Here is a 13,971-nt window from a genome sequence, read left to right on the forward strand (position 1 = left end):
TCGTAAAGCCTTAAGACACGTATAACAAAGATAAGATATTGCTCCGCAGTGAGTTATAACATTAAAAACACGCGGACATCAGCCGTTGCGGGATGTAGCCAACGGAGAAGCGTTGTATTGTGCCCCAGCTAGATAGAATTGGTGCAGTTTGTGAAAGGTGGTTCTCCTGTGTGAAGGGTGGAAGACCCTTGTGCGAGGCGCTTGGATAGGGAAGGTTGCGGATAAAGTAAAGCGAATTGTTTGTGTCAATGCCGAAGCTGCATGCATTGAAGGCCCAATGAAAGTGTGTCGATTTCGTTAGCCTGGGCATATGCTGATGGGTCAGATAGAGAAATTCAATATGTAAAGGGCTTGTGTTTATTTTAACATACGATGCCTGTTGGACATTTTATTGACGCATTATGACCCCTGTGGCATCTCTGGAATTGCTATTATGTCAATTCTGACATAATAATTTTATGCCAACTTCCGGAGGGTGCGCATGTCAGAAACCATGGTCGGAGCGTATGAGCCCAAGTCCGCCGGGTCCTCCATCGGGCCGTACTCATTCGAAGAATTCATCGAGGCCGCGCGGGCATTTCATAATTACCCGGCCCCTGGTCTGCTGCTTGGCGGCATCATGGTGGACGAGGCCATGCGCCACATGCCCGAGGGCGTGCTCTTCGACGCGATCAGCGAGACCTCGTGGTGCCTGCCGGACGCCGTGCAGATGCTCACCCCATGCACCATCGGTAACGGCTGGCTCAAGGTCATCAACCTGGGCCGCTACGCCGTCACCCTGTACGACAAGCACACCGGCGAGGGCGTGCGCATCGGTCTCGATCAGGACGAGCTGGCAAAGCACAAAGACATCGACATCTGGCTGATGAAGAAGCTGCCCAAGCCGGAGCAGGATTCAGATGGGCTGCGCGAGGCCATCCGGCTGCACGGACGCTCGCTGCTCACGATTCAGCCCGTGCAGGTGCGTGAGAGCATGATGCAGCGCCGCGGCAAGGGCGCCATCGGCGAGTGCCCAATCTGCAAGGAGGCGTACCCGCTCAAGCACGGCGGGGTGTGCCGCGGCTGCCAGGGCGAGGCCCCGTATGCGAGCGAATCCGTTGAGAGCGCCGGACCGGCGCTTCGGGCCGTGCCGCTGAGCGAGGCTGTGGGCCGGCGCATCGCGCACGACGTGACGCGTGTGGAGCCCGGCGTGTCCAAGGGCGTGTTCCTGCGCAAGGGGCAGATGATCGACATCGGCGATGTCTGCCGGCTGCAGCAGATCGGCCGCGCCAACATCTATCTGGAAGAGAACCAGCCCGAGGGCGACTGGGTGCACGAGGACACGGCGGCCGAGGCATTCGCCAAGGCCATGTCCGGTCCCGGCGTTGTCGCCGAGGGCTCCCCGCGCGAGGGCAAGGTGAACCTCATCGCCGAGGAGGACGGCCTGTTCCTGGCGGATGTCGAACGGCTGGAGCGGTTCAACTGCCTGCCGCAGGTTATGGCCGCCTGCCGCAAGTCGGGCAGCGTGGTCACGGCCGGCACTCGCGTGGCCGGCACCCGTGCCATCCCCCTGTATATTTCAAGCGACCACTTCCGCACGGCCCTGGGCCTGCTGGAGTCCGGGCCGCTGTTCTCCATGCATCCTCTGGCCAAGCCCAAAACTGCGGTGCTGATCACTGGCACCGAGGTCTTCGAGGGCCGCATCGAGGACAAGTTCGCCGAAACCATGGCAGGCAAGCTGGGGGCCTTCGGTATTGAGCCCTTCCAGACGATGATCGAGCCGGACGACGCGGACCGCATCGCCGCGGCTGTGGAGCGGCTCGCCGCCGAGGGATGCGAGCTGCTCCTGACCACGGCCGGCCTTTCCGTGGACCCGGACGACGTGACGCGCCAGGGCCTGGTCCAGGCCGGAGTGACGGACATGCTCTACGGCATGCCGGTGCTGCCCGGCGCCATGACCCTGGTGGCCCGCCGCGGCCCCATACGCATTCTGGGCACGCCGGCGTGCGCACTGTTCCACAAGACCACCAGCCTGGACATCCTGCTGCCGCGGCTGCTGGCCGGGCTGGAGATCACGCGGGCGAATCTCTCCTCGCTGGCCAACGGTGGGCTGTGCCGCGAGTGCCGCGTCTGCGTCTACCCCAAGTGCTCTTTCGGGACATAGGAGCAGGAACCGGATCATGAAACGCCGCAAGCCTCGTCCTTCGCCTTCGCCGGGTGGCCGGAATAACGGCCCGCACCCGGTCGTCCGGCTGCGTCTGTGGCTGGAGACGGAGGATGGCGTGATGCTCGGCCTGGGCCGGTTGCTTCTGCTGGAGGCCATCCGCGACGAGGGCTCCCTGAAGAAGGCGGCGGAGCGTCTGGGCATGTCCTACCGCGCCGCCTGGGGCAAGCTGAAGACCACGGAGGAGGCGCTGGCCGAGCCCTTGCTGGAAAAGGTGTGCGGCGGCCGGGGCTATAAGCTCACGCCCTTCGCCGCGGATCTCGTGGCGGATTTCCGCAAGCTTTACGACGAGGTGGAGAACAAGGCGGCGTCGAGCGCGGCCATGTTTCCGTTCGCGGTGCACCGGTACGGGGAGTAAGTGGTTAAATTAAACAGGTATGCTTGTGTTAACATATTAAAATAGTTGAATTTATTATTGCCGGTACCGGGCTGAGGTGGTAGGTTTTCCCAAAGGCTGAGGAATTTTTACCGTACCACTGTGGACCGGCGGTCGCCGTGCATGTTCGGCGGGGTGCAGGCCAAGGAGGACATTATGGAGTTGAAACGGCGGACTTTTCTGAAGCTCACCGGGGCGGGCGTTGCTTGCGCTTCCCTGGGGCAGCTGGGTCTCAACCTGGCGCCTTCGGAAGCGTACGCGGCGGACCTGAAGATCGACGGGGCCAAGGAAGTCATCACGGTCTGTCCCTTCTGTTCCGTCAGCTGCCACCTTGTGGCGTACGTGAAGGACGGCGAACTGGTGGGCACCGAGGGTGATCCGGATTACCCCATCAACCAGGGCGCGTTGTGCGCCAAGGGCGCGGCCATGCTCAGCATGACCCGCAACGACGATCGGCTCAAAAAGCCGTTGTACCGCGCTCCCAATAGCGAGGAGTGGGTGGAAAAGGACTGGGACTGGACGCTTGAGCGCATCGCCCAGTTGGTGAAGAACACCCGCGACAAGAATCTGAGGGAAAAGAACGACGCGGGAGACACGGTCAACAGACTCGACGGCATGTTCGTTCTCGGCACCTCCCACGCCGACAACGAAGAGTGCGCACTTATCCATCAAGCCATGCGAAGCCTGGGCGTCGTCCATATGGACCACCAGGCCCGTATTTGACACAGCGCCACAGTTGCGGCTCTGGGAGAGTCGTTCGGACGCGGCGCGATGACGAATCACTGGATCGACATTAAAAATGCCGATGCCATTCTGATAATGGGCAGCAATGCTGCCGAACACCACCCCATCTCTTTCAAGTGGGTGCTTGACGCAAAAGCCCACGGCGCGACCGTGATGCACGTGGACCCGAAGTTCTCGCGCACCTCGGCCCGCTCCGATTTCCACGTACCACTTCGTTCCGGCACAGACATCGCCTTCCTGGGCGGCATGGTCCATTATATCCTGGAGAACGAGAAGTACTTCAAGGATTACGTGGTCAACTACACCAACGCCGGCCTCATCGTCGGCGATGGCTACGCTTTCAAGGACGGCCTGTTCAGCGGCTATGATCCCAAAAAGCGCAGCTACGACCGCTCCAAGTGGAACCTCGCCCTGGACGACAAGGGCGTGCCCAAGCGCGACGCCACGCTGCAGGATCCCCGCTGCGTGTTCCAGCTGCTCAAGCAGCACTACTCGCGCTACACCCTGGACAAGGTCTCGGACATCACGGGCGTCTCCAAGGACGATCTGATGCGTGTGTACGAGAACTACGCCAGCACCGGTACAGGCACCAAGGCCGGCACCGTGCTCTACGCACTGGGCTGGACCCAGCACACCGTGGGCGTGCAGAACATCCGCAGCGCCGGCATCATTCAGCTGCTGCTGGGCAACATCGGCATCGCAGGCGGCGGCATCAACGCCCTGCGCGGCGAGCCCAACGTGCAGGGGTCCACGGACCACACCCTGCTGTATCACATCATCCCCGGCTACATGGCCATGCCCAACAACACCTGGCAGACCTTGGACGACTACAACAAGGCCAACACGCCGGTGAGCCATGATCCGGAAAGCGCCAACTGGTGGCAGAACAAGCCCAAGTACTTTGTCAGCCTGCTCAAGGCCTGGTACGGCGACAAGGCTACCGCGGAGAACCAGTTCTGCTACGGCCTGCTGCCCAAGATCGAAAAGGGCGAGGACTACTCGTATATCTTCCTCTTCGATCGCATGTACCGCGGCGAGATCGAGGGTGGCTTCATCATCGGCCTGAACCCCATGCAGTCCATGGCCAACTCCAACAAGACCCGCAAGGCTCTGGACAACCTGGACTGGCTGGTGACGGCCGAGCTGCACCACTCCGAAACCACGGACAACTGGCACCGTCCCGGCGTTGATCCCAAGAAGATCAAGACCGAGGTCTTCCTGCTGCCGTCCGCGCACCGCGTGGAGAAGGAAGGCTCGGTGACCAACTCCGGCCGCTGGCTGCTCTGGCACTACAAAGCCATCGATCCGCCGGAAGGCGCTGTCACCTTCGGCGAGATGTTCGTGCCCCTTATGAACATCCTCAAGAAGAAGTACGAGAAGGAAGGGGGCGTGCTGCCCGAGGCGGTCACCTGGCTCGATTGGCCCGAGAAGTATGACGCCGAGGAAGTCTGCAAGAAGATCAACGGCTTCTTCACCAAGGACACCAAGGTCGGCAACAAGCAGTACAAGAAGGGCCAGCTCGTGCCCTCCTTCACCGCTCTGACCGACGACGGCGCCACCATGAGCCTCAACTGGCTTTACGCCGGCAGCTTCACCGAGGAGGACGGCAACAAGTCGAAGCGCCGCGATCCCAAGCAGACCGAGATGCAGGCCAAGATCGGCCTCTATCCCAACTGGTCCTGGTGCTGGCCGGTTAACCGCCGCATCCTCTACAACCGTGCCTCCGTGGATCTCAACGGCAAGCCGTGGAACCCGGACAAGGCGGTCATCGAGTGGACCGGCGAGAAGTGGGTGGGCGACGTGCCCGACGGCGGCTGGCCGCCCCTGGCAACCGGCAAGGGTAAGCATCCCTTCATCATGCAAAAGAACGGCTATGGCCAGATCTACGGCCCCGGACGTATGGAAGGTCCGTTCTCCGAGCATTACGAGCCGGTGGAAACGCCCGTTGCGAGTCATCCGTTCTCCACGCAGCTGCACAACCCCTGCTACAAGTCCGTCGGCAGCGACATGGACGTGCTGGCTGCGCCCGCCGATCCCAAGTACCCTGTTGTGCTCACCACCTACAGTGTGACCGAGCACTGGTGCGGCGGCGGTGAAACCCGCAATGTGCCCAACCTGCTGGAAACCGAACCCCAGCTCTATGTGGAAATGAGCCACGAGCTGGCCAAAGAGAAGGGCATCAAAAACGGCGACGGCGTTATTATCGAGAGCGCGCGCGGCAGGGCCGAGGCCATCGCAATGGTCACGGTCCGCATCAAGCCATTCCAGGTGCAGGGCAAAACCGTCCATCTGGTCGGTATGCCGTTCTGCTTCGGATGGACCACGCCCAAGTGCGGCGACTCGACCAACAGGCTGACACCCGCGGTCGGTGACCCCAACACCACCATCCCCGAGTACAAAGCCTGCTGCGTCAACGTCCGTAAGGCGGACTCGCTCAGCGAACTCGCTTAACCAGCGACTCCGGGCGGGCCATGACGGTCCGCCCGGAGATCACAGGAGACGCCAATGCCAAAAGCATTCTTTATTGATACGTCATTATGCACCGCCTGCCGCGGTTGCCAGCTCGCGTGCAAGGAATGGCACGAGCTGCCGGCCAACCATACGCTGCAGCGCGGCTCCCACCAGAACCCGCCGGATCTCAATCCGAACAACTACAAGATCGTCCGCTTCAGCGAGCACAAAGACGATAAGGGCGTGGTCAGCTGGAACTTCTTCCAGGACCAATGCCGCCATTGCGTGGTGCCGCCGTGCAAGGAAGTGGCCGACATGTATGTTGAAGGCGCTATCCTCAAGGACGACGCCACCGGCGCCGTGCTCTACACGGAAAAGACCGCCCAGCTGAGCGCCGAGGACGCCGAGGTCGTGCGCGAGGCCTGCCCGTACAACATCCCGCGCCGCAACGAGGAAACAGGCGTGCTGACCAAGTGCACCATGTGCTTCGGCCGTATCTCCGAAGGCATGCTGCCGGCCTGCGTGAAGGTGTGCCCCACGGGCACCATGAACTTCGGCGAGCGCGAGGCCATGCTGGACTTGGCCAACAAGCGTCTGGCCGAGGTGAAGAAGACCTATCCCAACGCCATGTTGGCCGATCCGGACTTCACTAGCGCCATCTACCTGCTCACCGACGTCCCCGAGAACTACTACACCTACGCTGTTGCCTCTGCGAGCCCCATGGACAGGAAACGGTTCCTGGCCGGACTTGCAAAACCGTTACGCCGGGTGTTCGCCAATCTAGGCTGAGCCTCCTCCTCGAGTGTATCGGCTCCTGCCAGCCGGCCCGCGTCTATCTGCCAGTGACGCGGGCCGGCATTTCCTCCACCTTCAACGGCGAGTGACGCATACTTATGATGACAACGCCTGGAGCAACCGAATCTGCACACGCGGTCCTGGACGCCATGGCCACTGCACGCCGCATCCGTCCAGCCCACGCCAGCCTTATAGACGCCTTCGAGCAACCGCTGGCCATTCGTGCCGGCCTTGCCGACCTTTTTGCAAACGATCCCATCCCGCTGCCCGAGATCAACCTGGAGCTCATCGCCCAGGGCGGTTCCGTGCTGACCGGGGACGATCTCGCACGGCTGGAGCCGTGGCTGCTGCATGCCACGCGCGAGCTGCTGCCGGTTCTGGAGTCCTCGTTCCCCAACGGCGAGCCGTTCCGGAAGCTCGCCACGGCGGCGGCCACAGGAGAGCTCTCCGTGCGGGAGGCGTCCCGCGCCCTGCTGGACGGCGACGCCGCGAAGCTGGAAGCCCTCGGTAATGCGGTTGGAGTCCCTGCAGGCTACCTCATGCTCTCGTTGCAGATGATCGCCGGAGCGGCCATTGCCGGGCTGGCATCGCAGCTGGGAGATCAGCTGGAAAGCACGAGCTGGTCGCATGGCTCCTGCCCGGTCTGCGGCTCCTCACCCAGTCTGGCCACGCTTTCCCGCAAGGACGATGTCCAGGTGGAGGCCCTGGTGGGCGGCGGCGGCAAGAAGCATCTCCACTGCGGGCTCTGCGGTCATAGCTGGCGGTTCCAGCGCAACGCCTGCGCGGGCTGCGGCAATGAAGATCCCCACTCCAGAGAGGTGTTCTACGCGGAACGAGCCAAGCACGAGCGCATCGAAACATGCAGCCAGTGCAAGGGCTATCTGCTGTGCGTGGATCTCCGCGAGTACGAGAAGGACCCGAACCTGCAGGCGCTGCCGCTGGCGCTGGTGCATCTGGACATCATTGCGCAGGAAAAGGGCTTCGGCCCCTTGTCGCCTGCCACCTGGAATACGTTCTCCTGACGGCTGTCAGATCGGAGGAGGGGGTATGGACGAGACTATTGCACGGCGCATTCACCGGGTGAACCAGGCCTGCTCAGAGAATGAGAGCGATCTTCTGGCAGTGGAGCTCCCTCTGACCATCGAGTCGGAGGGCCGCACGATCCTGCACACCCAGTGCTCGCCGGGAATGGTGGGCGAACTCGTGGTCGGCGCACTGTATACGGAAGGCATCATCAACCTTTCCAGTGACATCCGCGGCGTCATCATCGATCGCGGCGAACACGACCTGCGTGCGAGGGTCGGGCTCTCTCCCAGCTCCAACCGCCTTCTGGATATCCGCGCCAAAAAACCGGACGCGGATATCATCGGACTGGTGCGTCCACATCGCCAGCCCCCGCCCGAGGCGCGCTTCACGCCCTCGATGCTCAACACCATGATGCGCACCATGGAGGGCAAGCAGTCTGTTTTTCCGCAGACCGGGGCGACCCACTCGGCGGCGCTGTTCGACGCCCATGGCTTCATGCTGGCCCATGCCGAGGACCTGGGCCGCCACAACGCCCTGGACAAGGCCTTTGGCGCGGTCTTCGCCGCCGGGGATACGCACAAGGCCTCGGTGGCCATGGTCACCTCGCGCATCTCGTACGAGGTCTGCCGCAAGGCGGTGTCCGCGCGGCTGCGTTGCCTGGCGGGCATATCCGCAGCAACAAGTATGGCCGTGGACTGGGCCGAGCGCCACGATCTGACTCTGGTGGGCAGGCTGCGCGGCGGCCGCATGAACGTCTACTGCCACCCCGAACGCATCCGCCTGAAGGACGACTCGCAAGACGCCTGGGAGAACGGCGTGGCCTGATCGCTCCGGACCTCTCATAATTTCCCACCCGCATCCTTCTGGAATCCTGCTCGTTCCGCCACGACTGCAATCCTGTCGCGGCGGGTCTTTTTGCGCTGCACAAACAGGCAGCAGCACTGCCGCTGGCAAATCGAATCTGGCTCCGGCATTCGGCATCGGGTTTTGCCTTATTCCCGAAAGGGCTGTATTCACAAGCTTGGCGATCAAGGCAGGATGTTATTGTTGACTCGATCTGCTATGCGAACATACATGACCAGATAGGGAGCATATCGCATGAGCAAGGAGACCTATGAGACGTTCTACGTCGCCCGGCAGCCCATCCTGACGCTCGACAAAGAGGTGTATGGCTACGAGTTGTTGTTTCGGCAGAATCAGGAGGCGCGTACAGCCGAAATAGTTGATCCGCAGCACGCCACCATGAGCGTTGCCTCGGGCGGCTTCCTGCGATCCAGCGAAGACCTGATCGCCGGGCAGCGGCTGCTCATCAACTTCACGGCCAACCTGATCCTGGACGGCACGCCGTACGGCCTGCCACCCGACAGGGTGGTGGTGGAGATTCTTGAGAGTGTGGACGTAACCCCCGAGCTGGTGCAGGCGGTGGCCAAGCTGAAGGACGAGGGCTACAGCTTTGCCATCGACGACTATACAGGCGATCCGTCCTTCGACGAGCTGTTGCCGCTGGCGACTATCATCAAGGTGGACCTGATGGGCGTGGATGAGAAGATGCTCCCTGGCGTAGTGCAGAAAGCCCGCCACCCAGGGGTGACGCTTCTTGCCGAGAAGGTTGAGGACGCCAAAACGTTCATGCGGTGCAAGTCCCTGGGATTCGAGCTGTTCCAGGGATACTTCTTTTCCAAGCCTGTGAATCTGGAGGGCCGCCGACCACCGGCTGCCTCCGCCGGCAAGCTGCGCATCCTCCAGCAGCTCAACGAGGAGCTGAGCCTCGAACAGCTCACGGAGCTCGTCCAGTCCGATCCGTCCCTGGCATACAGGCTGCTGCGTTTTCTGAACTCCTCGGCGTTCTCCTTCCTGCACGAGATCACCTCCATCAGCCATGCGGTGCGGCTCATCGGCATAGGGCAGGTGAAGCACTGGCTCAGGCTGGTCGTGGTGGCGGAGCTCAAGGCCAAGGACGCCTCCCCCGAACTCCTGATGATGAGCATGACGCGGGCAAAATATCTGGAGCTGCTGGCCGACGAGAAGGACAAGGACTCCTACTTCCTGCTCGGGCTTATTTCGCTCATGGATGTGGTGATGCAACTTCCCATGAGCGAGGTGTTGTCGCGGGTGTCGTTGGAGCAGCGCCTGGCTGACGCTCTGGAGGAGAAGCCTGGCCGGCTGCACGAGTATCTGGAGAGCGCGCGCTGTCTGGAACGGGCGGAGTGGTCCGCCGTGGACGCGTTCATCCAGGAGCACGGCCTGGACCCGTCGCATGTGAAGCAAGGTTGGGCCGAGGCCCTGGTCTGGGCCACCCGGGCGTTCAGCGGCGTGTGTTGAGCGGTTTCAGCGGTCAGGGCTGAATCGTTCATACTGTGAGGGAGACAGCCCGCTCATAAGCGGCGAGCCGGGCCGTATGTTCTCGATGGCGCGACGCGATGACGCAGTTGCCGGGAGGAACGCCTGCCCACCAAGAATGACCAGGCGAGAAACCAACAATGCGAGAAAGCACGCATAAACGTGCTGCCGTTATAGTTCTTGAGTTGCGAAAGTGAGAGTGCTAATAGCCAAGTGGTGACGATGTATTGAGGCCGTTTGTCAATGTAGGCTGTCTTTAGAGCAATAAGCTAATGCTTTTTATGGAAATGCAGGTTGGATGACGCGATAGTGTATGGCAAAGCAGCAAAATGTGTTAGCAGAATTGTTAAAATGAACACCATATGAATAAATAGTTCAAGAGCATTCCAGACGCAATGAATCGGATTAGTGCATCGTGGATCATACAACATACCTAGCACTCGGGCATAACATTGCGTTGTTATTGGGGGCCGCGCTCATCTTCGACGTGCTGGGCGCCAACTGGCATCAGGGAAGGAGTCTGGCCAGGCAGGTCGTTGCCGGCCTTGCCCTGAGCGCCATTGGCATGATGATCATGTCCACGCCGTGGACCCTTCAGCCGGGTCTGATCTTCGATACCCGCTCCGTTCTCATTAGCCTTTCTGGCCTGTACTTCGGCGGGCTTTCCACAATCATCACCCTGGTGGCCACATCGGCGTATCGTCTGCACGTGGGCGGCATTGGCGCGTACACAGGCGTCTTGGTCATCATCGCCTCGGGAGGTATCGGCATTGCCTGGCGATGCGTCAGGCGCGGCTCCCTGGGGCGATTCTCGTGGGGGGAGCTGTACGTCCTGGGCCTTGTGGTCCATGTGGCTATGCTGGCCATGATGCTGACGCTGCCCTGGGAAGCGGCCAGGCAGACGCTGTCCACAATATCCCTCCCGGTCCTCATCATCTTTCCGCTAGGAACGATGCTGACCGGCAAGCTGTTGGACAACAGGCTGCGCAAGACGCAGTCGGTGATAATCACCCGCGAGAGCGAGAGGGCGTACCGCCGTCTGGCTGAGTACTCGGCGGATGCGATCTACCTTGCCGACAAGAACGGTAATATTATTGATACGAATCAGGCGGGATGCGCCTCCACCGGGTATGACAAGAGCGAGTTATTGCAGATGAAGATCTGGGATCTCGATACGTCAACAACACCCGAGCGCTTTTATAGATTCTGGAAGGACTACGAAGAAAATGAGCCGGTGCTTCTTGGCGCTGAACATGAACGGAAAGATGGAACGAAATTTCCAGTCGAGATAAAGACATTGCAGTATATGGAGGATGGAGAGCGATATTATTATGGGATCGCACGAGATGTTTCGGACCGGAAGCGACATGAGTACGAGGCCTCCATCATATTGGAAACGTCGTTTGACGGTGTGTTGGTCATGGGCAGTGACAAAAAAATATCACATTCCAATCCAACTGCATCGGAGATGCTCGGATATACACCATCTGAACTGGAGATGATGTATGTTTGGCAGATTGACGTGTATTTTGATAAACAACGCATAGATGAAATAGTTTATTCATTGAAGCGGGAAGGCGGCTCTCGATTCGAGACAAAATACCAGCGTAAAGACGGCAGAATAATCGATGTGGAAGTAAGCGCCTCGCACATAGACTCCGATGGTGAGAAGATCGTGAGCTTTTTCCGGGATGTGACGGAGCGCAAAGAAATTGAGCGGCAGCTTCTGCTGACAAAGGAGTCCATAGACAAGGCGGCGTTGAGCATATTCTGGATCAAGCCGGATGGATCTGTCGTCTATGTCAATGATATCGCATGCTCATTGTTGGATTACTCGCGCGACGAATTCATGCAGCTGTCCATCTGGGACATCGCGCCAAGGTTCCCTGGCAAAGTTGAATCCAATGCTGAAAGCAAGAGCATTCCGCCAGATATATTGCAGTTCGATATCGATATCATACCGAGAAAGGGCTATCCCATCCCGGTTCAGATCACATCCAGCCATATCGAGTACTCAGGACAGGAATATATCCTTGTATATGCCCAGGATATCTCCGAGCTCAAGCAGGCAGAGAGTAAGATATACCGCGCCACAAAGCGCCAGGAAGAAATTTTGTCCGCAGTGCCGGCCGTGGTCTATGTCTGCGATGTGGATAGTAAATTTTCCGCAACCTTCGTCAGCGAGAACATCCGGGAGGTTACAGGGCACACGCCGGAGGATTTTATATCGATCCCAGGCTTCTGGATTGGGTGTCTCCATCCGGACGACAAGGACCGAGTCATGTCGGAGATGGACCAGCTCCTGAAGACCGGTGTGCTGCAGCACGAGTATAGATTCCGGTGCGCGGACGGCTCCTACATCTGGGTCTACAACTCGGTCCGTCTGAAACGGGACGCCAACGGCAACCCGCTGGAATGCCTGGGAAGCATGCTGGATATCACCGGAAGCAAGAAATCTGAAGAACAGCTCAAGGCCGAGATGCTGCGCCGTAGCGTGCTCATGGAGCAGAGCAAGGACGGCATTTTGTTCATCAACCAGGAGCACCGCGTCATCGAGTCGAACAAGCGATTCGCCGAGCTGCTGGGCTACACCCAGGAGGAGGTTCTTGAGCTCTACACCTGGGAGTACGAAGCCACATTGACGGAAGAGGACGTCAGGCGGGACTTCGCCAACCTCAGTGAGATAAGCATGGTGTTCGAAACCATGCATCGCCGCAAGGACGGGTCGCTGATCGACGTGGAGGTAAGCGTCAGCGGCACCAAGCTTCTGGGTGAACGGATTGTCATGGCCATTGTCCGCGACATTTCAGAGCGTAAGCAGTTGGAAGCGCGGCTCATCCAGGCCAAGGACCAGGCCGAATCCTCCAACAGGGCCAAGTCCATGTTCCTGGCCAACATGAGCCACGAGCTCCGCACGCCGCTCAACGGCATCATGGGAGTGCACCAGCTGTTGATCACCACCAACCTGAGCCAGGAGCAGCAGCACTACGTCAACATGGCCATCCAGTCGGCCAAGCGGCTGACCAGTCTGCTGGGGGATATCCTGGACCTGTCCCGCGTGGAGGCCGGCCGGATGGAGATACTGAGCAGGCCGTTCCGACCGGCCGAGCTCTTCGATACGGTGGACCAGCTCTTCAGCCCCATGTGCAGGCAAAAGGGAGTGGACCTGCGCTTCCACCCCGATCCCAAGGTGCCGGCAGTGCTGGCCGGCGATCCTTCCAGGATGCAGCAGATTCTGAACAATATCGTGGGCAACGCAGTCAAGTTCACGGAGTCCGGCAGCATCGACGTGTCCACCTACGCGCTTCCGGCCCCAGACAAGGGCACGGCGCGCGTCCTGTTCTCCATCAGCGACACGGGGCCCGGCATCGAGGACGAGAGCCTGGAAACGCTCTTCGACTCCTTCACCCAGGCCGACGACAGCTTCACGCGCCGGTATCAGGGCGCGGGGCTGGGTCTGGCCATCGTGAAGCAGCTCGTGACGCTCATGGGCGGGAACATGGCCGTGGAGAGCGAACCCGGCAAAGGGACCACGTTCCATATCGGCATGACGTTCAGCGTGGTGGAAGAGGACGCTCTGGACAGGGGCACCGCGTCGCAGCCGATCATGCATCCCGGCAGGGAGGGATTGCGGGTGCTGGTGGTGGATGACGACATGATCAGCCAGTTCAGTATTGAGGTGATACTGAAGAAGTGGGGCCACTCCGTGGCCACGGCGATCAACGGGAAAAGCGCCCTGGAGATGCTGGAGAAGGGCGTCTACGATGTCGTCCTGATGGACATCCAGATGCCCGTCATGGATGGTGTGGCCGCGACAAAGGTCATACGGGGCGGGGAGGTCGGCGAGGGGAACAGGAACATCCCCATAATAGCACTGACCGCCTACGCCATGAGCGGCGACAGGGAACGCTTCCTGGATGCGGGAATGGACGGCTACCTGTCCAAGCCGGTGCTGGTTGATGATCTGAAGATGTGCCTGTCCGGCATGTGGCGTCCGGAGGAGGGGAGATCCTCCTGACGGCGCTCCGGCAAGGAG

At 60.3% G+C, this 13,971-nt stretch carries 8 protein-coding genes; all 8 read left to right on the forward strand.

Annotated features, from left to right (window positions below; genetic code table 11):
• Positions 1-481 precede the first annotated feature (481 nt).
• The 8 genes from E8L03_RS15860 (at position 482) to E8L03_RS15895 (ending at position 13,953) form a co-directional block, all read left to right on the forward strand.
• Positions 482-2,143 carry an FmdE family protein gene (locus tag E8L03_RS15860; protein ID WP_171267879.1) on the forward strand — a complete coding sequence of 554 codons (1,662 nt, stop codon included), beginning with the start codon at positions 482-484 and terminating at the stop codon, positions 2,141-2,143.
• 16 nt (positions 2,144-2,159) lie between these two features.
• On the forward strand, positions 2,160-2,561 hold the full coding sequence (locus E8L03_RS15865; protein ID WP_171267880.1) for a winged helix-turn-helix domain-containing protein: 402 nt from the start codon (positions 2,160-2,162) through the stop codon (positions 2,559-2,561).
• A 174-nt stretch (positions 2,562-2,735) separates the two neighbouring features.
• On the forward strand, positions 2,736-5,774 hold the full coding sequence (gene fdnG, locus E8L03_RS15870; protein WP_171267881.1) for a formate dehydrogenase-N subunit alpha: 3,039 nt from the start codon (positions 2,736-2,738) through the stop codon (positions 5,772-5,774).
• Positions 5,775-5,828: 54 nt separating this feature from the next.
• Positions 5,829-6,563, forward strand: a complete 735-nt coding sequence (locus E8L03_RS15875) for a 4Fe-4S dicluster domain-containing protein (protein ID WP_144306266.1) — start codon at positions 5,829-5,831, stop codon at positions 6,561-6,563.
• Between the two features lie 155 nt (positions 6,564-6,718).
• The gene (locus E8L03_RS15880) at positions 6,719-7,591 is read left to right on the forward strand and encodes a formate dehydrogenase accessory protein FdhE (protein ID WP_167512552.1); all 873 of its coding nucleotides are present in this window, start codon (positions 6,719-6,721) and stop codon (positions 7,589-7,591) included.
• A 25-nt stretch (positions 7,592-7,616) separates the two neighbouring features.
• Complete coding sequence (gene fdhD, locus E8L03_RS15885) at positions 7,617-8,420, forward strand: formate dehydrogenase accessory sulfurtransferase FdhD (RefSeq protein WP_144306268.1); 804 nt, start codon at positions 7,617-7,619, stop codon at positions 8,418-8,420.
• 273 nt (positions 8,421-8,693) lie between these two features.
• Positions 8,694-9,917: an EAL and HDOD domain-containing protein gene (locus E8L03_RS15890; RefSeq protein ID WP_171267882.1), complete on the forward strand. Its 1,224-nt coding sequence runs from the start codon at positions 8,694-8,696 to the stop codon at positions 9,915-9,917.
• A gap of 433 nt (positions 9,918-10,350) precedes the next feature.
• Positions 10,351-13,953 (forward strand): PAS domain S-box protein, encoded by a 3,603-nt coding sequence (locus E8L03_RS15895; RefSeq protein WP_171267883.1) that lies wholly within the window; start codon positions 10,351-10,353, stop codon positions 13,951-13,953.
• Positions 13,954-13,971 lie beyond the last annotated feature (18 nt).

The sequence above is a fragment of the Oceanidesulfovibrio marinus genome, from assembly GCF_013085545.1.
GTDB lineage: Bacteria > Desulfobacterota > Desulfovibrionia > Desulfovibrionales > Desulfovibrionaceae > Oceanidesulfovibrio > Oceanidesulfovibrio marinus.